This is a genomic window from Methanosarcina acetivorans C2A, assembly GCF_000007345.1.
In the GTDB taxonomy this organism is placed as follows: Archaea; Halobacteriota; Methanosarcinia; order Methanosarcinales; family Methanosarcinaceae; genus Methanosarcina; species Methanosarcina acetivorans.
Genome location: NC_003552.1, coordinates 676,915 through 698,193, shown reverse-complemented (window position 1 = coordinate 698,193; position 21,279 = coordinate 676,915). Strand labels below are relative to the sequence as shown.

General features: G+C 47.5%; 19 protein-coding genes. 1 reads left to right on the top strand and 18 read right to left on the bottom strand.

What is annotated here, in order from left to right; translation table 11 throughout:
* Nucleotides 1–74 precede the first annotated feature (74 nt).
* From serA to MA_RS03095, 3 genes are all read right to left on the bottom strand, one after another.
* Complete coding sequence (gene serA / locus MA_RS03105; RefSeq protein WP_011020641.1) at nucleotides 75–1,646, bottom strand: phosphoglycerate dehydrogenase; 1,572 nt, start codon at nucleotides 1,644–1,646, stop codon at nucleotides 75–77.
* A gap of 145 nt (nucleotides 1,647–1,791) precedes the next feature.
* A complete protein-coding gene (locus MA_RS03100) occupies nucleotides 1,792–2,658 on the bottom strand; it encodes an RPA family protein (protein ID WP_048064919.1) in 867 nt (288 codons plus the stop codon).
* Complete coding sequence (locus MA_RS03095) at nucleotides 2,651–4,003, bottom strand: Single-stranded DNA binding protein (protein WP_011020639.1); 1,353 nt, start codon at nucleotides 4,001–4,003, stop codon at nucleotides 2,651–2,653. Before MA_RS03095 ends, MA_RS03100 begins: the two co-directional genes overlap by 8 nt.
* A 587-nt stretch (nucleotides 4,004–4,590) precedes the next feature.
* On the opposite strand from MA_RS03095, the gene MA_RS03085 reads away from it, so the two are divergent.
* A complete protein-coding gene (locus MA_RS03085) occupies nucleotides 4,591–5,703 on the top strand; it encodes a NosD domain-containing protein (protein ID WP_011020637.1) in 1,113 nt (370 codons plus the stop codon).
* Nucleotides 5,704–5,837: 134 nt separating this feature from the next.
* On the opposite strand, the gene MA_RS03080 is transcribed toward MA_RS03085, so the two are convergent.
* From MA_RS03080 to ahbD, 15 genes are all read right to left on the bottom strand, one after another.
* Nucleotides 5,838–7,553, bottom strand: coding sequence for a glutamate--tRNA ligase (locus tag MA_RS03080; RefSeq protein WP_048064918.1), 1,716 nt, complete (start codon nucleotides 7,551–7,553; stop codon nucleotides 5,838–5,840).
* A gap of 427 nt (nucleotides 7,554–7,980) precedes the next feature.
* Entirely contained in the window at nucleotides 7,981–8,286 is a 306-nt protein-coding gene (locus MA_RS03075; RefSeq protein WP_011020635.1) for a hypothetical protein, read from the bottom strand.
* Nucleotides 8,286–9,020: a fumarylacetoacetate hydrolase family protein gene (locus MA_RS03070; protein WP_011020634.1), complete on the bottom strand. Its 735-nt coding sequence runs from the start codon at nucleotides 9,018–9,020 to the stop codon at nucleotides 8,286–8,288. The genes MA_RS03075 and MA_RS03070 overlap by 1 nt, the downstream gene beginning before the upstream one ends.
* Nucleotides 9,021–9,097: 77 nt before the next feature.
* Entirely contained in the window at nucleotides 9,098–9,877 is a 780-nt protein-coding gene (locus MA_RS03065; RefSeq protein WP_011020633.1) for a dihydroorotate dehydrogenase electron transfer subunit, read from the bottom strand.
* Complete coding sequence (locus MA_RS03060; protein WP_048066118.1) at nucleotides 9,877–10,782, bottom strand: dihydroorotate dehydrogenase; 906 nt, start codon at nucleotides 10,780–10,782, stop codon at nucleotides 9,877–9,879. The genes MA_RS03065 and MA_RS03060 overlap by 1 nt, the downstream gene beginning before the upstream one ends.
* 38 nt (nucleotides 10,783–10,820) lie before the next feature.
* The gene (gene hemC, locus MA_RS03055; RefSeq protein WP_011020631.1) at nucleotides 10,821–11,774 is read right to left on the bottom strand and encodes a hydroxymethylbilane synthase; all 954 of its coding nucleotides are present in this window, start codon (nucleotides 11,772–11,774) and stop codon (nucleotides 10,821–10,823) included.
* A gap of 63 nt (nucleotides 11,775–11,837) precedes the next feature.
* A complete protein-coding gene (gene hemL / locus MA_RS03050) occupies nucleotides 11,838–13,112 on the bottom strand; it encodes a glutamate-1-semialdehyde 2,1-aminomutase (protein ID WP_011020630.1) in 1,275 nt (424 codons plus the stop codon).
* Nucleotides 13,113–13,601: 489 nt separating this feature from the next.
* Nucleotides 13,602–13,853 (bottom strand): hypothetical protein, encoded by a 252-nt coding sequence (locus MA_RS26460; RefSeq protein ID WP_011020629.1) that lies wholly within the window; start codon nucleotides 13,851–13,853, stop codon nucleotides 13,602–13,604.
* Nucleotides 13,854–13,973: 120 nt separating this feature from the next.
* Nucleotides 13,974–14,891, bottom strand: coding sequence for an IS481-like element ISMac4 family transposase (locus MA_RS03040; protein ID WP_011020628.1), 918 nt, complete (start codon nucleotides 14,889–14,891; stop codon nucleotides 13,974–13,976).
* 498 nt (nucleotides 14,892–15,389) lie between these two features.
* Nucleotides 15,390–16,364, bottom strand: coding sequence for a porphobilinogen synthase (gene hemB, locus MA_RS03035; RefSeq protein WP_011020627.1), 975 nt, complete (start codon nucleotides 16,362–16,364; stop codon nucleotides 15,390–15,392).
* A gap of 147 nt (nucleotides 16,365–16,511) precedes the next feature.
* Nucleotides 16,512–17,894 carry a glutamyl-tRNA reductase gene (hemA, locus tag MA_RS03030; RefSeq protein WP_011020626.1) on the bottom strand — a complete coding sequence of 461 codons (1,383 nt, stop codon included), beginning with the start codon at nucleotides 17,892–17,894 and terminating at the stop codon, nucleotides 16,512–16,514.
* Nucleotides 17,895–18,035: 141 nt separating this feature from the next.
* The gene (locus tag MA_RS03025; RefSeq protein WP_011020625.1) at nucleotides 18,036–18,698 is read right to left on the bottom strand and encodes a precorrin-2 dehydrogenase/sirohydrochlorin ferrochelatase family protein; all 663 of its coding nucleotides are present in this window, start codon (nucleotides 18,696–18,698) and stop codon (nucleotides 18,036–18,038) included.
* A 194-nt stretch (nucleotides 18,699–18,892) separates the two neighbouring features.
* Entirely contained in the window at nucleotides 18,893–19,351 is a 459-nt protein-coding gene (gene ahbB, locus MA_RS03020) for a siroheme decarboxylase subunit beta (protein WP_048064915.1), read from the bottom strand.
* A 4-nt stretch (nucleotides 19,352–19,355) separates the two neighbouring features.
* Entirely contained in the window at nucleotides 19,356–19,919 is a 564-nt protein-coding gene (gene ahbA / locus MA_RS03015) for a siroheme decarboxylase subunit alpha (protein ID WP_011020623.1), read from the bottom strand.
* Nucleotides 19,916–20,965, bottom strand: a complete 1,050-nt coding sequence (gene ahbD / locus MA_RS03010) for a heme b synthase (protein ID WP_011020622.1) — start codon at nucleotides 20,963–20,965, stop codon at nucleotides 19,916–19,918. The genes ahbA and ahbD overlap by 4 nt, the downstream gene beginning before the upstream one ends.
* Between the last annotated feature and the right edge of the window lie 314 nt (nucleotides 20,966–21,279).

Here is a 21,279-nt window from a genome sequence, read left to right as displayed (position 1 = left end):
AATTCCTGGAAAAGTAAATGTCTCCGGCACAGAAATCAGCTCTAATCCCGTGCCGAAGCAGAAGATTTTTTGAATCAGAGGGTCACAAGCTTGGCATTGAGGATGCCTGGGACCTGCCTGACCTCATCAAGGATCGCATCGGAGACATCGGTGTCCACATTAAGGACCATCATGGTCACGCCACCGACTTCTGACCTGCCGACCTGCATACCTGAAATGTTGATGTTGTTTTTCCCGAGCACCATGCAGCAGGGTCCGATAACGTTCGGCTTGTTAATGTGCTTGGCAAAGATCATGCGGCCTGCAGGGAAAATGTCTACCCTGTCCTCATCGATGGAAACAATCTTGGGCTCATCTCCAACAACGGTTCCTGCAACCAGCTTTGCGGTTTCTCCGCTGGAGAGTTTGATGCTGACAGTGGAAGAATACTCTTCTGCGGATTCGGACTTGCTTTCCACAACTGCGATCTGTCTGGACTTCGCAAGGGCAGGGGCATTGACATAGTTTACCCCGGCTCCGAGAGCCATCTCAAGCAGGCCTTTGAGGGCGGAAACCGTAAGGGGCCTGGTATCTTTTCCTGAGATTTCCCCATTATACCCGATTTCTACTTTTTCGTAGTTGCTGTCCACGAGCTGCCCTGCAATCTTGCCCATGAGTTCTGCAAGCCTGATATACGGGGCAAGGACTGCCATAGCTTCGGGCTTTACGGACGGAATATTGATTGCATTCTTTGCAAGCCCGCCGGTAAGGACGGAAACAACTTCTTTGGCGATATCGATTGCAACATTAACCTGAGCTTCCTGGGTGGAGGCTCCGAGGTGAGGAGTTACGATAACATTGTCAAAGTTGAGAAGAGGGCTGCCAAAAGGAGGCTCTTCGACAAATACGTCCAGGGCTGCCCCGCCTACCTTCCCGCTTTCGAGGGCTCTTACCAGAGCTGCTTCATTGATAATACCGCCGCGTGCGCAGTTGAGTATCCTGACTCCTGACTTCATGAGGTCAAACTGCTCGTCATCGAGGATGTTTCGGGTCTCCTTGATAAGGGGAGTGTGCACAGTGATGTAGTCAGCCTCTTTTGAGATCTCATTAACCGTAGCCAGCTTGACTCCGAGTTCCATAGCCCGCTTCTCGGAGATGAAGGGGTCGTATCCCATGAGGTTCATCTCAAGCCCTGAAGCCCGCTTTGCAACTTCAGACCCGATTCTTCCGAGCCCTATAATTCCCAGAGTCTTACCCTTGACCTCAACGCCCATGAACTTGTTGCGCTTCCATTCCCTGCCTTTCAGGGAAGCATTGGCCTGAGGGATATTCCTGGACATCGCCATCATCATGCCAATTGTGTGTTCTGCTGCCGAAATCATGTTTCCTTCGGGAGCGTTGGCCACGATAATTCCTTTCTTTGTGGCTGCGTCCACATCGACATTGTCGACTCCGACTCCCGCTCTTCCGACAATCTTCAGGTTGTCAGCAGCCTCGATTACTCTCTGAGTAACCTGGGTGCCGCTGCGTATTACGAGGGCATCGTATTCCCCGATCTTTTCCACCAGCTCATCTTCGGAGAGACCGGTGTTAACGTCAACAGTAAAGTGCTCTTTTAGGATCTCCAAACCTTCATTGGAGAGTGAGTCGCTGACTAATACTTTCATGTCAATTTCTCCAGATAAATACTATAAACGTGAGATGCTAAATTTTAACAAAGGATATCAAATAACTTAATCACACTTAAGCATTGTCACATTTTTTGGTGGCAAATTTTTCCTCATCAGGAGCGTTTAAGTCCTGCCCGTAAGGTCAACCCACAAGCCTTATGATCCCGATCCTGGGCTCGTAACACTGCCCTCCCGCAAGAAGAGAGCGGACAACTTCCTCTACTACCTCTTCAGGGACACCTTTTGCGACCGCACTATCTACAAAAGCAGCGTAATCAACTCCCTTGTTTCCGCCCATTTCCCTGAGCAGTTCAAGGACGAACTCCTTCTGGTCGGCAGCTTCTGCAGTGCCTTCGGCTTCAAAATCAAGAGCTTTAAGCCCTTCCCTGATAGAAGCCCTGAGCTGTCTTGCAAACTCCCGGGGGAAGCGTTCCCTTTCAAGGGCAATAGAAATCCCCTCCGCAAACTCTTCGGAAACTCCCCTCTCAAGCAGGTATTCCCTGAGGGCCTCTCCACGGTATCCGACTTCAAGAGCTTCCGAAAAAGCCTCCAGCCTGTCAACGCTCTGTTCTGCGGTATCCACAACCCATCTATTGCGGATCTCTTCATCCACAACATTTGCCTCTTCTGCCCGGATAGAAATAAAAACCGAACCTGGTTCGGGCTCGTAAATTCTGGCTTTTCCGGTAAGGGCTATGAAAATAGGGACCCGGACCATTGAAAAGAAAATGGATGCATCGGGCTGGTATTGCCCTGCGTATACCGTAAAAGCGCCTGTAGGATCAACAATCCTGGCTTTCCACATTTCATTTTGCGTGCCTATGCTGTCGAGTTCGGTAAGCACCCCGACAACAAAGACCCGGTTGAGAATAAGCCCCAGAGGGCTGATAAGCAGGTTGGGGGACTTCGAATCCGCGAGTTCGGACGCCTGCCTTGCGGACTTCTCAAGCTCCCTGCAGGCTTCGAATTCCTTTGCAAAAACCCTTTTTGCAACTTCCCTCTTAAGCAAGGTTAATTCCTCCTTCGAAGCCGGAATCTTCTTCGTCCTGCCCGAGCCTTTGTAGCAGCTCAACTGCCCTGACAGCAAGGTCATCTTCAGGCACCCAGGAGCTTTCCGCAACAAAAGAAATCCCATACTCCCCCTGTGAAGCATTCCCGCGCACTGCAAGATAACGCCCGGTAAGGAACCTTCTCAGGTCTTCGTAAACCGCATCCTTGGAAATATCGGAAAACATCAGCTGTTCAGCTTCCTCAAGGGTCTTTCCGTAGATGGTTTCAGCGAGTTCCCTCGGAAACATAACGAACATTGCCCCTGTCCCGTCGTCCAGCACGGCCTTGATCCGCATGTCCCTTATGCCTTCCACCTTGCCGTGCACCCTGCAGTTTCCTTTCTGGACCACGCGGCTGCATTCGGGGCAGCGGGTAATTATTCCCGACCCCGGCCTGACCGAAACAACGTTGCCTGCAGTAGCTACGTCAAACATGCTGTCTCTTGAGGCGATTTCTTCAATTTTCAGGAGGGCAGGTTCTTTTGCTGCGGACTCGAAAGTGAAAGCAAGTTTTTCGGCTTCTTCAGGCCCGACCAAAGAGACTCTGGTACTGCTGACGAGGTTGATCGAAGGCATTCCCCTGAACATGCGGATCTGGGCTCCTTCGACCCGGATTAAGCTTCCAATGTCGATGCCCGGAAGTTCGACCCAGGCGGTGAAAGGCAGTCTGGAAGTCTCATCTGCAAGCACGCCGGAAATCACCTTAGACTGCTTTCCCCTGACCAGGACTTCCCTGTGAGAAAGCTGAAGTACGCAGGCAACGGTACTTACGGAGAAATCCGCAGCGCCTATATCAATCAATTTTTTTGCGGGGCTTTCGGAAAGTTCGGAAAGCGGCGGAATGGAAGAATTGGGAACTATAGATACCAGAGACTGCTCCCCTATGGATAGCCTTATCCGGTTCTGCCAGAGGCGGGTATAGGCGTTCCGGATATTGAGAACATCTCCGATCGAACCCGGAAGCTCCTTCCAGGAGGAAAACATGACCGAACCCGTTTCATCTGCAAGAACCCCGGTGTACAACCTGGAAGGACTTTCCTGAACCCCTTCCTGAGGGCGGATTGCCTTTTCCCCGAGGTCCAGGATCCTGCCGGTTATTTCGATATTCTTCAGGGAAGCCGAAAGGTCTTTTACCTTCAGGATTTTTCTTTTTCCCCCAAACTTTCGGAGGATACTCTCCTTTGCAAGCTCCGGAGGGACGCGATAAGCAAGAAGTTTATCGAATTCTGTCCGGATGCCGGTTTTTTCAAGGTCTCCAAGCGCCCTGGTTAGCTCTTCAAGTTGGGGCGCAATTTTCTCATCCATTTTAAGCCTCCATTCGAGACAATAATAAAACGATTCAGATATAAGGGTTTTAGGTTTATGGTTTTAGGTTTTATTTTGTGCCTGCAGGCATTTGAAACTACGGACCTTTAAAGGCGGTCGGATTTCAGTCCCCATCGGGTTTCAGTCCATATCAGGCTTCAGGCCTTATCAGACTTCAGGTCTTATTAGTTTTCAGGACTGATGAGGCTTCAGAACATTATGCCACAATTTATATTTCTGGACCTGAGAGGCGCAGATGTCCGGTTGACCAAAAAAATCTGGAAATCCTCAGCGTTTATTTTAGACAAATTTCACTCCTGCAAGCTTTGGACCCTACTTTTTAAGAAGGATTGTTCAGAAATTGTGATTCAAAAAATATATCTTTTCAGGACAAAATTCTTTTCCTGACAAAATATTGCAAGACTTATCTCCTAAAAAATAAACAGGATTCATTCTTGAAAACCTGATAAAAATCCGTTCCTGAAAAAGAGGTTAAATTCGAAAAAAAGAAGTTTAGCGGTTTCTAAATAGATATAACCTAATGAAAAAAACCAAAAGAAAAGGAAAAGTAAAGGGAGAAACTAAAGATGGAAAGAATAAAAGAAAGGCATTTACAGGCGTTGAAAATCGTCTCAGTGGCATTTATCCTGGCAGTCATATGCACAACATGCACTGCCATTTCCGCAGCAAACCTGAACGTGAACCCTGAGGCAGAAGGGGGCTATGCCACAATACAGGCTGCAGTGGACGCCGCAAACGACGGAGATACTATTTTTGTGAGCCAGGGGACTTACAATGAAAACCTCAAAATCAACAAGCAGGTCAGGATCTGGTCGGACTCGCGAAACCCTGAGAATACGATTGTAAAGGCAGCGGACCCTGCAGAAAGTGCCGTGGAGATAACTGCGGACAGGGCGACTTTCAGCGGCTTTGGAGTCGAAGACTCGAATAAAGCCGGGATTTTGTTGACAGGAGTCAATAACTGCTATATCAACAATAACCTGGCAAAAAACTCGGAATACGGAATTCTGCTGCAGAATGCGGGGACCAATAACATAAACGGCAACACCATGACCCTGAACGAAGTCGGGATAAGGCTCGAAGGCTCGGACTCAAACACGATCCAGGACAACCTCATCGCTTACAACTACGAGTACGGAATCTCCCTTAAAGAGAGCAGCAAGAACATCATTTATAATAACTACTTCAAAAACGCCGAAAATGTCGAGGAAAACACCGTAAATTCAGATAATAACTGGCATAGTACCCTTTCAACCAAAAGTAACCTTATCCGGGGCCCGTATATTGGCGGAAATTTCTGGGCAGACCTTGAAGGCACCGGCTACAGTGAGACCTGCGTGGATGAAAACAGCAATGGGATATGCGATGCCTCATACGAGGTAAGCGGAGGTGGGACCGACAACTCCCCGCTTTATCCGAAAGTCCCGGCTGCGGTCACAGCCCTCGAAAACGAACTGGATGCCGAAGCTTACGAGCAGGGCCTGGAAGACAGGGAAGGAGCAGCCAATGTGACTGAAACCCCTCTTGAAGCGGTAACGGAAGAAGTAAACGAAACTGCGGGTGAAGGGGAGGAAACTCCCGAAACCGAGGCCGAAGAAGAAAACGGAGCCCCCGGGCCTAGCCTGGGACTTGCGGTTCTGGCAACAGGAGCGGCTTATATCCTGAAACGGAAAAGATAAAACTAATTTAAAATCGAAAAAAGAGAAGGAAACGGAAGGGATAGCCTTTCTGTCTTTTTCCTGCCCTTCTTTATTCCCTTAATTATTTGTGGATAAAATTTACCCTTAGTTATTGAAAGCAAATTTTCCCTTAATCATTTGTGGGCAAAGTACGCCACAACTTTTTCTTCGCTTACGGCATCAATTCTGCAGAAGCCGAAACGTTCAAACTGTACAATTTTGTCAAGTTCTCCCACTATTCCTTTTTCTCCGATTCCTTCAAGATCGCCTTCTGGGCCGCGCACTTTAACAGAAATTCCGTCAACTGGAGCCCAGTGGACGATCTTTGCTTTTGCTTTTTTAAGGGCTTCGAGAGAGACATCAGAGTGTTTTGCCTGAAGCGGGGAAAGGGAAGTGATTTCGATGTTGCAGAAATCTTTTAAGCGGATGACGGAACCAAGTTCCAGCTTTTCAACGTCTTCAGCGCAGACAAGCACCTTATTTCCCACGGCGATTTCCCTTACACCTCTGGAATGATCAGTCGGGTGGAGCGGAAGTTTTGCAACCGTAGGCTCCATACCTGCAATTTCCAGTTCTACAGGAGCCCAGACAAAGAAGTACCTGTTTGCAACGGGGTCCACGATTTTGCGGTTTTCGGCATAAAGGGACTCCATACTGATACTCACATCAGTCATCCCGACTCCCATTTCGATCATGAACTTTTTAAGGGCTTCAGCCTGTATTCCACGGCGTCGGATTGCCCTTATTGTGGGAAGCCTGGGGTCATCCCAGCCGCTGTATTCTCCGGCTTCAATGGCTTTCCTGAGGCTGCTCGTGCTGAACTTCCCGAACTCGTGGATCTTGACCCTGCCCCAGTGAGTTGTTTTCGGGTAGGTCCAGCCGAAGTATTTGTAGATGTAGCCCTGCCGCTTTTCGCTGTCTATAAGGTCTTTACCCCGAATGATATGGGTCATGCCGAGCTCATGGTCTTCGATTGCGCCTGCAAAGTCCAGAAGGGGCCAGACAACGTATTTGTTTCCGATTTCAGCGCGGGGGTGGGACATCTTTCTGATCCTGAATGCCCCCCAGTCCCTCAGCGCAGGATCCTTATGTTCGATATCGGTCTTAATCCGGAGCACTGCCTGCTGGTCTTCATATTCCCCGGCAAGCATCTTTTCCCAGTGCATGAGGTTTTCTTCAGGGCTCGTGTCCCTGTGCGGACAGGCCTGCTTGGCGTCCTTTAACCTTTTGAAGTCTTCCCCTTTACAGAAACAGACATAGGCTTTGCCCATCTCGATCAGCTTTCTTGCATAATCGTAATAGATGGGGAAATGGTCCGAAGCGTAGACAACCCGGTCAGGCACGACCCCGAGCCATTTGAAGTCGTCCAGGTACCAGTCATAAGCTTCAAGCATGGGGCGCTTAATATCAGGATCGGTATCGTCAAAGCGCAGGACAAACTTGCCCTTATACATCTTTACGTACTCGGAATTGACCACCATACCCCTTGCACTGCCCAGGGTCCCGGGCCCATTGGGGTTCGGAGCAAAACGCATTACGACTTTTCCGGGCTCTGCCCCTTCGAGGGGCTTTAAACCCTTCTCAGGCTCTTTCTTTACATTCAGGGCTTCTATTAGCTCGGGGGCAATTTCCGACAGCCGGGTTTTCCAGGCTTCGGGGTTTCCTTTAGCGATTTCAGAAACAATGGATTTAAGTGCCGTCGAGACGGCCCCAGGATTGGCCCTCAGCTGGGGACACTCCCCCATTACCTTGCCCATTACAGCTTTGGACTGAGGGGCTTTTTCGTATTTTACAGCATTTTGAAGGGCGTATTTTTCTATTGTTTTAAGATCTTCAGGACTTAAGGTCATAGGAGTTTCTCCTGAAATAAACAAGGATTAAATCTTGATTGAATCAATAAACATGAATTAAACCTTAAATGGATTATCAAACATGAATTAAATCTTGATCGGTATCAAACACGAATTAAATCTTGGTCGGTATCAAACACGAATTAAATCTTGGTCGGTATCAAACACGAATTAAATCTTGATCGGATGGGATAGAAATATCACGCAGGTCCAACTCAGAGGATAAACCCCAAAAGGAGAAATCCATAAAATGAGCCGAATCCGATGATTGCGGAAAAACATGTAAATAGGATTATAAAAAGTCACCGAAGCCCGGGACTCCATAGAAAAATCCAAACAGTAAAAACGAGTGTCTTGAAAAGGCTTTTCAAAATCAGAACCTTTACCTTGAGGGCATTTACCTTAAGGACATTTACCTTGAGGGCATTTACTTCGGGATTGAAGCTTCAATCTCCCGGAGGCGGGACACTTTCTCATTGATTTTACTCAGGTCTCGCTCAAAGTTCTGCAGGAATTTAGGGACAGCATCCCCGGGTACAGCTCCCTGAGCTGAAGGCTTGATAAGATTTGCCTGCTCAAGGACTCTGAGGGAATAACGCACCTTGTGGTTCTGCATCCCGGTAACTTCTGCAAGTTTGAGGATTCCTATGGGGCCTTCTTCAATTACCTTTTTAAGCACTATCAGGTGGCGTTCCGTAAGGTCAAGTTCAGTTCCAATATGCTCAAGCAGCATCAGACAACCTCGTTTCTAAGTGTTCCGATTCCCTGGATCTCGACTTCTACGGTATCCCCTCTCTGCAGTTCTCCAACTCCAGGAGGTGTCCCGGTAGCAATTACATCCCCAACTTCCAGGGTCATAATCTCGGTGATGAATTCGATAAGAAAAGGAATGTCAAAAATAAGGTTTGAGGTGCTCGACTCCTGTCTGGTTCCCCCGTTTACCCTGCAGGAGATCTTCAGGTCAGAAACATCAATTTCGTCCGTAGAAACAATATAAGGTCCGAATGCCGCAAAGGTATCAAAACTCTTTGCCCTTGTCCACTGTCCGTCCTTTTGCTGAAGATCACGGGCAGTCACATCATTAAAACAGCTATAGCCTGCGATCACGTCCTCAGCCTTTTCGGCGGAAATGTTTTTGCAGCGCTTTCCGATCACGACTGCAAGTTCAGCTTCGTAATCCACCTGAGAACTGGATGCAGGGTAAATGATCTTGTCTCCATGCCCTATAACCGCAGATGGGGGCTTTAAAAAGAGAATAGGATTTTCAGGGACTTCCATGGAAAGCTCGTCTGCGTGGTCCTTATAGTTCAGGCCGACACAGACGATTTTAGAGGGAAAAGAAGGAGGTAGAACCCGAAGTTCCGAAAGTTCGAATGTCCCGGCCGAGACCCCTCCATTGGGATACACCCGCCCATCTTCGATTTCTCCATAAAAAACATTATCTCCTGACCTGAACCTTCCAATCATAGTTTTACCGTCCTCGTCCTGTTTTCACGGAGCTGTTTACCTGCTCTCTTTCATTTTTTAAAAGGATATATCGAAACTTAAATTTTAATTCTTCGCCCGCTGGCGTCCCGTGAATATTTCCCGAGCTCCGAACCAAGGAGCTGAATCCCGGAAAACACAGGCCCGTCCTTGCAGACCCGGAGTCCTGACAGGTCTATGCAGCACGCCCCGCAGACGCCGATGCCACACTTAAAATAGCGGTGGAGGCTGAACTCTGCCTTTTCCAGAACCTTCCTCTCTTCAAGGAGCCTGAACACCGAAGCCATCATTATTTCAGGACCGCAGACTGCAATTCGGTCATAAGCTGCAACATCAAGCCCTTTGAGGACATCGGTAACAAACCCTTTAACGCCTTTTGAACCGTCATCTGTAGAGGCATAGATATCTCCGAGAGCCTCGAAACGCCATTCAAAAAGCAGGTCTCCGGCACTCCGCGCCCCAAGAATTGTATGCACTTCCGCACCTGCGGCAGAGGCTGCCTCGGCATAAGGTGAGAGAGGAGCAGCTCCGACCCCGCCGGCTATAAGAAGGACTTTTTCGCCTCTTGAGGGAAGGGTAAAGCCCTTTCCGAAAGGCCCCCTGAGTCCGAAAGAGTCCCCTTCTTTTAACTCAAAAAGCTTTGAAGTCGCCTCGCCTACCTTCTGGACCGTTATGGAATTATTTCTGGAAAGGCCCATGGGGACCTCATCCACGCCTCTGACCCAGACCATCACAAACTGGCCCGGATCCATATCCTCAAACCTGTGGTCAAAGAAAAAAGTCCTGACCAGAGGGGATTCTTCAGTTATCTGTGTTATTGTAACATTAAGAGGAAGCATCAGACCATCTCGTGGGAAAGCCCTATAATTTTCTGAATATCCGAATAGCCTTTTCTTTCGAGGAAGGCTTCTATTCCTGCCCCGATTTCAGAAAAGATATCCACCCTGTCATATACCGCAGACCCGACCTGGACAGCTGCAGCTCCTGCCATCATCAGCTCCACAGCGTCTTCCCAGGACGAAACTCCTCCCACCCCGATTACCGGAATTTCCAGGGCAGTATAGAGATCGTAAACGCATTTGACGGCTACTGGCTTGACAGCTTTTCCGGAAAGCCCTCCCGAACGGTTACCAAGCACCGGGTACCCGGACTCGATATCAATAGCCATTCCTTTTACGGTATTGATCGCAACAACCGCATCCGCCCCCCCGGATTCGGCTGCATTCCCTATACAGGTAATGTCTGCAACATTGGGGGTTAGCTTGACCCAGACAGGAACGTTGACGACGTCCTTTACCGCTGCTGTCACTGCCTCTACCAGGCAGGGGTTTGAACCGACTGCAGCCCCGTACCCTTCGGCGTGGGGGCAGCTCACATTCAGCTCTAAAGCGTCAGGCTTTGCGGGAAGCAGCCCCTCGGCAACCTCAGCAAATTCCGAAGGAGCCCCCCCGAAAATACTTGCAATTACCGGGACCGCGGAGTTATTTTTTGCAAACTCAAGCTCCTGAAGGAAGCCTGGATAGGAAGGGTTCGGAAGCCCCATTGCATTTAAAAAGCCACAGTCCAGCTTTATCATGCTGGGGTTGGAGTGGCCGGTTTTGGGAGCCGGACCTATGGATTTGGTCACAACTGCGCCTGCCCCCCCTTCACGCGCAACCCTGCAGAGGGAAGCCCCGGTTGTCCCGAGCACCCCGGCTGCAAGAATGGTCGGATTTTTTAATTCAAGTCCGGTGAGATTATACATTGGATAGCTCCATTTCCTGCCCGCAGGCAGGCTCTGTATCAATAATCGAACGAATTCTCCGTACCGCACGCATTTCGGGAGATCTGAAGGAGCGCCTCTTCGGCAAGCCGCTTGCCGCCCATCTCCACAAGCCTGTGCCCGAGTTCCCTGGCTTTCTCAAGCCCCCCAAGCATCGGAATAAACTCGTCAATCCGGACATCTTCCTTGCCGTCAAGGGAAAGGACTTCAGCCCGGATATGGATTTCTTGCTTATCAGAGGTAAGTTCAGCGTAAGAACCGATCGGAGTCGTACAGCCTCCTCCAAGTTCGGAAATAAGGATGCGCTCGATTTCGGTAACAATCCGGCTCTCAGTATGGTCGAGCCCGGAAACCGCAGCTTCAATCTCGGGATCTGCTCTCGTAACCACTGCAACCGTGCCCTGGTTAGGAGAAGGGCAGAAAAAATCCGGGGAAAGGATTTCTCCGTCGATTTCCCAGCCCATGCGCTCAAGCCCGGCTTTTGCAAGCAGGATCCCATCATACTGCCCTTCTTTGAGCTTCCTGAGCCTGGTGTCGATATTGCCCCGCAGTTCCTGAGTAATAAGGTCAGGCCGATACCGCCGGATCTGGGCAGTCCTTCTCAGGGAACTGGTGCCTATAATGGCCTGTTCGGGAAGTTCGTCAAGAGTGGTCCCGTCGTATGTGAGCAGGATATCAAAAGGAGTGTCCCGCTTCAGAACTGCAACCGTAGGGAGCCCTTCGGGGCGGATTGTGGGCATGTCCTTCATTGAATGGACAGCAATATCGATTTCTCCTGCAAGCATGACATCGTCCAGTTCCCGGACAAAAGCCCCGACTCCTCCGGATACGGCATGCAGAGGGCGGTCAGTAAACCGGTCCCCGCTGGTTTTTATGATCTTGATGCTGGTTTCAACGCCCCGCTCTTTAAGCAGGCGTGCAACATTTTCGGTCTGGGCAAGCGCAAGCTGGCTGCCCCGGGTACCTATTATCATGTAAAATCCTCAAACGTTTTCAACGATAAATCCTGAGAGACATGAGTTCTCAGATCTAAGCCCTCAGAGATTTTCCACATAAGCTTCAAGGGTCTTTTCAATGTCCTCCTCGCTGTGAGCTGCAGATATGAAGTTGGTCTCAAACTGGGAGGGAGGCAGGAAAACCCCGTTTGCAAGCATCCTGTGGAAGAAGGAAAGGTAGCCTTCCTTGTCACATTTCAGGGCTTCCTGGTAATTATGGGGCTCGGCCCCGAAGAATATCTTGAACATGGAGGCAATGCCGCAAACCGTATAGTCAAGCCCTTCGTCCTCAACTATTTCCGAGACCACGGCGCGCATGTAATCTCCGGTTGAATTCAGCTTTGCGTGAATATCTTCCTTTTTCAGGTAATCAAGCACGGCAATTCCCGCAGCCACGGAACAGGGGCTTCCGCTGAAGGTCCCTGCCTGATAGACAGCTCCGGAAGGAGCGATCATTTCCATAATTTCCCGGCGGCCTCCGAAGACTCCGATGGGCAGGCCTCCACCTACAATCTTTCCTAGAGTAGTCATGTCAGGCACGACTCCGAAGTATTCCTGCGCCCCACCCATTGCGAGCCTGAATCCGGTAATGACCTCATCGAAAATGAGCAGGACATCATTCTCCTTTGTGAGTTTTCGGAGTTCTTTCAGGTACCCAGGCAACGGGAGGATAGGCCCTATATTCCCAAGCACAGGCTCTATGATAACTGCTGCAAGGTCGTCCCTGTTCTTCTCCACAAGCGTGGTCATTGTTTCAATGTCGTTATACGGAGCCTGCAGCGTATATTTGGTGAAATCGGCAGGGATGCCGAGGGAATCAGGCTCTCCAAGGGTTGTGGCCCCAGAACCTGCCTTTACGAGCACCGCATCATGGGCGCCATGAAACCCGCCTTCAATCTTGATAAATTTGTTTTTGCGGGTAAAGCCGCGAGCAAGGCGCAGCGCACTCATGGTGGCTTCCGTCCCTGTAGAAACAAAACGGAGCATATCAATACTGGGATAATAGCCTGCGACCTTTTCTGCGAGGGTCACCTCAAGCTCGGTAGGAGTCCCGTAGAGCCAGCCCTTATCAAGCTGCTCTTTGATTGCTGCCTTTATCACCGGGTGGTTGTGTCCGAGGACAGCAGGCCCGTAGGCAAGGCAGTAGTCAATGTACTCATTTCCGTCAAGGTCCCTTATCTTCGAACCGTCAGCTGACGCTGTATAGAAAGGATAGGGTTTGATTGCGCGCACCGGACTGCTAACCCCGCCCGGAATTAGGGTCTTTGCTTTCTCATACATCTGTCGGGACTTATCAAGTGTTACCTCAGATACCATGAAATCTCACCGGATAGACTTAAATGTTTGATAAAGGGGGTGTAAATAAATTGAATTGAGTATGTAAATCAAAGTGAAGAGGCATCGAAAATTCTAAATTATAACGAGCCTCTGGATTAAGCTAGTGTTCTTTTCTGTATTAGTTACTTATCCTTATACAGACCTTTCCTCTATTAAGCAGTTATTGATAGAGCCGTAGTTCCAAATCTCCTTATTTCCGAACTCCATTTTTACAAATTAAGATATACTCAAAAAATATTGAAGACCATGGAGTCTTTTGTTATGGTGTCAAGAAATGACTCCATATCTAAGATAGACTGAGTCAGCTTGCTGACTGTATCCTCCGAATTGCTTAGCATTGCTAATATAATAACTAGGACTTACAGTCTCGCCTTTGATATTTATATATAAATGAGAGCATTGCAAATATAATAATTAGGGATTACGCAGTTACCTTCTTTGCAGGCACCTTTTTAATTTTCTTAATTTTCAGGTTAAGATATAGATTGACCTTCTTATAAATTGATTAATAGCATTTCTTGTAATGTTCCATTTCGCTTCAAACCATTTAATGCCTGTTCTTATTGAGGCTATCCCAAAAGTCACCTTTATTCTTAATCTTTGGGAATTTTCAGGATTGTTTTCAGGATTGTTTTCAGGATTGTTTTCAGGATTGTTTTCAGGATTGTTTTCAGGATCATGAGCTTGATTGATTACTCGAAATACAAGCTCAAGAAGCAAATTTTGAGTTTTGGGATGAGCTCGTCAATAATCAGGCAGCTAGGGCTAATACCTGAAGAATTTATCTGTTTTGTCCTGAAATAATTTCGCTTTGAAACTTTTTTCCTCTTGTCCATGTTTTCACCACCCAAACAATCTCACTCCTATTCTGAACTTTGCCTCAACTGGTAATCTATTCCAGAATGCTTCCTGTGGCGATTCTAACTGTTCAAGTTTCAAAGCTCCATGTGGCCTCTTGTTATACCACTGTACGAATTCTTCAAATGATTCAAACTCTCCTCTAAACCTTTGATATGTATCGAACCATTTCTCTATTTTTCCGTTTGTCTGAGGATGTCTTACCCTTGCAAGTATTGGTTTGATTCCAAGTTCTTCAATGCATCTTTTAAAGTCACTATCCCATGAACCATCCTTATTAATCCTGTGAGCCCCGAATTCACTTCCATGATCCATAATGAGCTCTCTTAAAGGGTATATGTCCCAGTACTCTTTGACAAGTTCATCAATCACTTTAATGGTGTTCTCCGTGTTGCAATGAACGTACTCTCCACCTGCAATTATCATTCTTGATGAATCATCAAGAATGGCACAGACTTGCAGTCCTAACAGGGGATTCTCATGCCAATCGATGTGTGCAGCAGACATGCTGTGTTCGCGTTCGTATCTACACCATTTTCTTCTCTGTTTCTTTTTTCGGTTTTCCTTGGCAAGGTCCATGCTAAGTAGGTAGTTATGGATTCTGTTATGAGATATCTTACGATTATATTTGCCTTCGATGAGAATCTCAAGGTAACAGGCTCCAAACTTATAATCAGAGTAAGTTTGGTCAATCAATTCCTGATCAGAGGAGGATAAGGGGTTCTTTGGTCTTCCAAGATTAATGCCAACTTGAGGAAGCTGACCAGTTTCAACGTATTCTTTGTAGATCTGCTGAACTCGACGGGCTGAGATCCCCTGGATCTCAGCTATCGTCGAGGTAGATTCACCTTTCGATTTTTGAGCAATGATCCAACGTATCTTTTTTCCATTAAGTTTCACAAAAGATAAGGGATTACAACCGACATATTTAGCGCGAAATAATTTCGGGATAAAACACCTGAAGAATTTATCAGATTAATTTAAAACCTTAACTTAATCAATTGAGTTAACCGACTCACTTGAGCAAATTAAAGCAAACCAGAGCAAATTAAAATAAAGCAAATTTTCATTTTTGAATAAGCTTCTGGATCAAGTTATGCTCATCCTGTACTCCACTTATCATTTCCACTTATCTTTATCTATGCTCCAGCCATATTTATCTATGCCCCAGCCATCTTTATCTATGTTCCAGCCATCTTTATCTATGCCCTACTTATCTTTATAACAACAGAGCCTTCACCTATTAAGCAGCTATCGATGGAAGCACTCCTTAAGAACAGTATACAGGTAAAATTAACAGGCAATTAACAGGCAGGCTCAAAAATAAAATGCAAAAAGGAGCCGGGAAGGAAGCCCTGGTCTAAGCTCCAGAAGAAGGGAATACCTGAAAAGGAGTTCTTACTTCAGCATCCGGGCAGCATCTTTTGCAAAGTAAGTGATAATGAAATCCGCCCCTGCCCTCTTGATCGAGATAAGAGACTCGTAAATGGCTTTTTTCTCGTCAAGCCACCCGTTAGCTGCGGCTGCCTTGATCATGGAATACTCTCCGCTTACGTTATATGCGGCTGTTGGCATGTCGAACTCGGTCTTGACTCTGTAGACAATATCCAGATAGGGGAGAGCAGGCTTTACCATCAGGATATCTGCACCTTCCGCCACGTCAAGAGTTACCTCCCTGAGCGCTTCGTCACTGTTTGCAGGATCCATCTGGTAGGTCGAACGGTCTCCGAAAGAATAGCCGGATTCGGCAGCTTCCCTGAAAGGACCGTAGAAACAGGAATGGTATTTTGCGGCATAGGACATTATGGGAACATTCTCAAACCCACTGAAATCAAGTGCCTGTCGGATTGCGTCTACCATTCCGTCCATCATTCCCGAAGGAGCTACCATATCAGCCCCGGCTCTTGCATGACTGACAGCAATCTTCCCGAGGACTTCGAGCGTCGGGTCGTTGAGGATTTCCTTGGTTTCAAAGTCTATTATCCCGCAGTGCCCGTGGCTTGTGTACTCACACATACAGATATCCGTGATCACCACAAGTCGGTCTCCAAGTTCGGCTTTGATCCTCCTTACAGCTTCCTGGACAATATCGGTTTCCCCGCAGGAAGAGCTCCCTTCAGCGTCCTTGAAGGCAGGAACTCCGAAAAGGATCACTGCCGGGATCCCGAGGTCCGCAGTCTCTTTTGCCTCTTTTGCAACCTCGGAGAGGGGAAAATTGTATATCCCGGGCATGGAAGAGATTTCAACCGGGGAATCGATATTCTCGTTCACAAAAATAGGCATGACCAGGTCGTTAACCGACAGTGTCGTTTCACGGATAAGATCCCTGATTTTTCCCTTTCTCAACCTTCTCAACCTGACATCTGGAAACATGTGATCACTCCTGAAATATGAATTTTTTACTGCAAATTGCTTTAATCCGGAAATTAATTCCCGAGAAGTTGATTTTATCTGAATGATTCTTTCGGAATTATTTCTACATACGGGTAATTTGTATCGGCTTTCCAGCACATTGTGGATTTAATCCTTAACAGCTGCCTGTTCTTTAACCACGGCCTGCTCTTTAACCGCTGTCTGTTCTTTAACTGCAGCCTGTTCTTTTGCACAGCCGGGTTCTATCTGTTCAAACTTTGCCTGGTTTATTTTTTCAAGTTTTGCCTTATCCTTTTCAAGACAGAAGACCCTTGAAACCACATCAAGGAACTCCTCATTTCCGAGTTCTGCAGCCTGGCGGAGGACTTTGGTAGGCTCGGCCAGGATCTTGTTAACGATCGAATGAGTGAGATCGTCAAGCACCTCGGTTTCGATCTCCCCGATAGTATGATAGGCGCTGAGCCGGTTGACGGCTTTTTCCCTCTCCCTAACCCGGACATCGTAGACCTGCCTGTAAAGCTCGGAAATCAAACGGTCGGCTTTCTGGCGTTTGTACTGGATATTCAAAAGCCGGATTTCTTCCTGGATAATGGCCTCAGCCTTTTTTGCTTCTTCTTTTCGCATCTTCAGGGTCCTTTCACTTATGACCCTCAGGTTATCAATATTGCAGAGCTCAACATTTTCAAGCTCTGCGACGGATTCCTCAATATCCCGGGGATTTGCGATATCGATAAGAAGAAGTTTTCTTTCTCTGCCATCCAGGGCTTCTTCAATCATCTCCCGAGTAAGAATATAATGAGGAGCTCCGGTACCGCTGATCACGACATCTGCGTCCGGGAGATGCCCTCTTATATCATCAAGCCTGACCGCATACCCTCCGAGCTCGTAGGCGATTTCTTCAGCTTTCTTAAAAGTGCGGTTTGCAATGTAAATAGCCTCGATGTCCTTTTCGGCAAGAGCCTTTGCGACCAGGACTCCTATTTCTCCGGCTCCGATTACGAGCACGGATTTTCCCGTGAGCCCCCCGAAGATATCTTCGGCAAGATCCACAGCCGCAGAACCTATGGAGACCGAACCTTTATTGATCCGGGTTTCGTTCCGGATTCGCTTACCTACCTGGATAGCTTTTTCAAAAGCCGTATCAAGGATTTTGCCCGTGGTTCCGGCTTTCTTTGAATAAGCGTAGAGATCCTTTATCTGCCCGAGAATCTGGTCTTCTCCTACAATCATGGACTCAAGCCCCCCTGCAAGCCTGAGCAGGTGTTCAAGGGACTCGTCATGCCCGTAAAAGTCGATGATATGGGTGGAAGCTCCCATTTCTTTTGCAAAAGAGAAAAGTACACTGCTGCTTTTGGGGGAAACAACGTAGATTTCAACACGGTTGCAGGTTTTTAAGACGACGCACTCGTATACATATTCATGGTGGTACAGGTTATTGAGCAGCCCGTCCAGATCTCCGTGCCAGGCGGACTCCATTTCCTCAATCTTTGCTTTTTTATGGGATATAACCATACTTGAGATTTCTGTCACAGAGAGCCTCCGGATAGAATGAATACAGGAAATAGAATGAATAATATAGGGAGTTGTAAATTAAACTTGTCCGGAAATCTTCAGCCATTTTTTTACTAAAGGGTTTCCATTTAAAGATTGATTGTTCGATATTATTTGAAATTATTCGAGCTTATCCGAGATTATTGCATACGCATTTTCTGCAGCCTTTTCATAAGATTCGGAAAAGCCGTTCCAGACACCCTCGCTTTCCAGGACCTTCCAGAGAAGCGCTTTCCTTTTCCTCTGCTCCTTTACGTGCAGTTTGAGATAAGTCCTCAGTTCGTCCTGAAGCCGGATCATATCGGAATATGCAGGAGTTATCACCCCTTCTATCTGCCTGCGGGTGTATTTCGAGACCGCAGGACTGTGCCCGAGGGTGGAAATCCCTATCACAAGGTCTCCTCTTTTGATGACAGAGGGGATTACGACACTACCTAAAGCATCCACCTGATTAATCAAAATATCGCTTTCCCCTGCAATATCAGTGATTTTCCGATTAAGTTCGGAACTGCTGGTTGCAGGAATAACGAGAAAAGCCCCTGAAATGATTTCCCCTAGCTCGGAGTCCGTCGCTGCTGCAAGGTCAAGCCTGAGCAGCCGAACCTGCCCTGATGCCCCGAGTTCCTGCAGCTTTTCGGAGAAGTCAAGGCTGACGACAACGGTATCCGCGCAGCCGCAGAAAAGCTCAGCCTTGCGCTCCCCAACGGAGCCACCCCCAAAAATCACGATTTTCCTACCTGAAAGGTCAAGCATGAGGGGGAGAAAATTATTTGTTTCAGCCATTTTCAGGGACCTCGCAAATGAAAGCTCTGGTGAATGAATATAAATAATTAATAAATTTTGCGTAAATATATAATAAATTGACAATAATATGGTAATAAGTGTTTAACAAACGAATAATAAATGGATGATTAATGCCTTAAAGCCCGCTTTTACAGCCAGCCTCAAAGCCGCTCAGTCTTATTTACCTCCGGCTTTTAAAGCCTTACTCCTGTTTTCTTGAATTCTCTGTCGCTGAAGAAAAGGGTATAATCCTTAATCCCGGTAGCTTCCGAGATCCTTTCAGCCACTTTTTTGCAATCTTCGGGAGTATAGGAATGCACCATCGTAAACAGATTGTACTGCCAGTCAGGATAACGGGGACGCTCATAACAGTGCGTCACTTCGGGAAAGTCCGCCATGATATTCCCTACCGTTTCGATCTGCTCATCAGGAACATTCCAGACACACATTGCATTGGCTGTTATGCCTATGGCTCTGTGTCCGATTGAAGCCGCAAAGCGACGGATCTTCCCGGCTTTCTGGAGCTTTTTAAGCCTGTCAACAACCTCCTGTTCACTTATTCCAAGTTCGGAAGCAAACCCTTTGAAAGGAGAATGAGTGATAGGAATTCCATCCTGCACGAGTTTTAGAAGTTTTACATCCGTTTTATCCATAATTTCACCTGATATCAAACTTTACCTGAATCTTAAACAGATGCTTTGTAGGAAGATCAAGAAGAGGGCAACCTGTTTTCTCCCGAATTTCGCCGAGAATCCTCTCAAGCCTGTTTTTATTAGGAGCAGAAAGCGTAAACCAGAGATTATATTGTGCAGCACTTCTGAGATAATTATGGGAAACCTCGGGATACTCGTTAATAAAAATAGCAATTTCCTCTATGCGGGAATCGGGCACTTTCAGGGCTACAAGAGTACTTACGCCCCCCATATTTCTCATGCTGAGGACAGGGCCTACCCTTCTTACTGCCCCTTTCCTGTTGAGTTCACGCAGCCTTTCAATGACTTCAGTTTCCGGAAGCCCGAGAATCTCGCCTAACCTTGCAAAAGGTTCGACTTCGAGGGGGACTTCCTGCTGGATAAGGTTGAGGATTCTTTTGTCGGTCTCATCAAGTTCTATTACCGGAACTTCCCCGTCATAAGGATCCATATCACAGGAAAAATCGGCAGCCTCTTTATGGAGCCGATCTTTATAATTTTCAATGTCAATCATCTGGATCACTATCATTTTTTTCCGGGCCTGTATATGCAGTAAGGCTCTTCTTCGAGATAGTCGCCCGTAGCAGCATAGGCTCTTGCCCTGCAGCCCGCGCAGACCTTTTTGTATTCACATATCCCGCACTTTCCTTTAAGCTCTTCGGGATCTCTCAGCTTCCTGAAAACTTCGGAGTTTTCCCAGATCTCTTTAAAAGGCTGTTCCCTGATATTTCCGGCAAGTACGGGAAGGTAGCCGCAGGGATAGACCTCTCCAACGCTTGATACGAAACAGAAGCCTGTCCCTCCGAGGCAGCCCTTTGTCATGGCTTCGTAGCCGTGGGTCTTTACGGAGATTTCGATGCCTTCTTTTTTTGCCCGCTGGCGCATTATCCTGAAATAGTGAGGAGCACAGGTCGCCTTCAACTGGATTTCCGATTCTTTCTGCATGTCATAGAACCAGTGCAGAACACGCTCGTAATCTGCCGGGGAAACCTCATCGGATTCTTCTCCCCTGCCTGTCGGCACAAGGAAAAAGACATGATACGCAACTGCCCCGAGATCTTTTGCAAGCTCAAAGGTCTTCGGGATTTCCTCAAGGTTGCGCCTTGAAATCGTGGTGTTGATCTGGAAAGGAAAACCGTCTTTCCTGAGGACTTCAATGCCTGCAAGGGTCCTATCAAAGGCTCCCGGAACGCCCCTGAACTCGTCATGGGTCTTTGCAGTCGCTCCGTCGATACTTACGCTGAGCCTCTGCACTCCGGCAGCTCTTAATTTCTCTACAAGTTCAGGGGTAAGAAGGGTCCCGTTTGTTGCAAGCACCACACGAAGCCCGGCATCGGTAGCGTAGCGGGCAATTTCAAAAACGTCCGACCTGGTAAGAGGTTCACCTCCGCTCAGGATGAGGATGGGCTTTCCAAGCTCTACAACCTCGTCAATGAAGTGCTTGGCTTCTTCGGTAGTAAGCTCGCCTTCGGGAACCGAGGATGTGGAAGCTCCCCTGCAGTGTACGCAGTTAAGGTTGCAGCCCGCAGTAAGTTCCCATGCAATAAGCCTTGGTGGATTTGTCATGGCAATCATGAATTAAGGGTTTTATTGATGACAGTCAAAGGTCAATGAAGGTTACAGATTAACGATAATAATGACGTAAGAATCATAACCTGAAGACTGAATGTAGATAAGGATTAATTTTACTGATAGTTAATCTTATTGAAACTTGAGAGACCATATTAATAAAGTAATATTAATATTCTGTCATTTCGAACAGGAACCTGTGAAAAGAGAATAGGAATTTCGGTTAATTTGATCGAAGTCCAGGGATTAGCTATCAAACGCTTAAAATCCTTACTGTCTCAGGACGGGAGAGTTCCGGAAGTTACGACAGCCTTGCCATT

Excerpts from the sequence above, each read along its gene's own strand:
- serA (WP_011020641.1), bottom strand. The coding sequence starts at position 1,646 with ATGAAAGTATTAGTCAGCGACTCACTCTCCAATGAAGGTTTGGAGATC.
- MA_RS03095 (WP_011020639.1), bottom strand. The coding sequence starts at position 4,003 with ATGGATGAGAAAATTGCGCCCCAACTTGAAGAGCTAACCAGGGCGCTT.
- MA_RS03085 (WP_011020637.1), top strand. The coding sequence starts at position 4,591 with ATGGAAAGAATAAAAGAAAGGCATTTACAGGCGTTGAAAATCGTCTCA.
- MA_RS03080 (WP_048064918.1), bottom strand. The coding sequence starts at position 7,553 with ATGACCTTAAGTCCTGAAGATCTTAAAACAATAGAAAAATACGCCCTT.
- MA_RS03075 (WP_011020635.1), bottom strand. The coding sequence starts at position 8,286 with ATGCTGCTTGAGCATATTGGAACTGAACTTGACCTTACGGAACGCCAC.
- MA_RS03070 (WP_011020634.1), bottom strand. The coding sequence starts at position 9,020 with ATGATTGGAAGGTTCAGGTCAGGAGATAATGTTTTTTATGGAGAAATC.
- MA_RS03065 (WP_011020633.1), bottom strand. The coding sequence starts at position 9,877 with ATGCTTCCTCTTAATGTTACAATAACACAGATAACTGAAGAATCCCCT.
- MA_RS03060 (WP_048066118.1), bottom strand. The coding sequence starts at position 10,782 with ATGTATAATCTCACCGGACTTGAATTAAAAAATCCGACCATTCTTGCA.
- hemC (WP_011020631.1), bottom strand. The coding sequence starts at position 11,774 with ATGATAATAGGTACCCGGGGCAGCCAGCTTGCGCTTGCCCAGACCGAA.
- hemL (WP_011020630.1), bottom strand. The coding sequence starts at position 13,112 with ATGGTATCTGAGGTAACACTTGATAAGTCCCGACAGATGTATGAGAAA.
- hemB (WP_011020627.1), bottom strand. The coding sequence starts at position 16,364 with ATGTTTCCAGATGTCAGGTTGAGAAGGTTGAGAAAGGGAAAAATCAGG.
- MA_RS03025 (WP_011020625.1), bottom strand. The coding sequence starts at position 18,698 with ATGGCTGAAACAAATAATTTTCTCCCCCTCATGCTTGACCTTTCAGGT.
- ahbB (WP_048064915.1), bottom strand. The coding sequence starts at position 19,351 with ATGGATAAAACGGATGTAAAACTTCTAAAACTCGTGCAGGATGGAATT.
- ahbA (WP_011020623.1), bottom strand. The coding sequence starts at position 19,919 with ATGATAGTGATCCAGATGATTGACATTGAAAATTATAAAGATCGGCTC.
- ahbD (WP_011020622.1), bottom strand. The coding sequence starts at position 20,965 with ATGATTGCCATGACAAATCCACCAAGGCTTATTGCATGGGAACTTACT.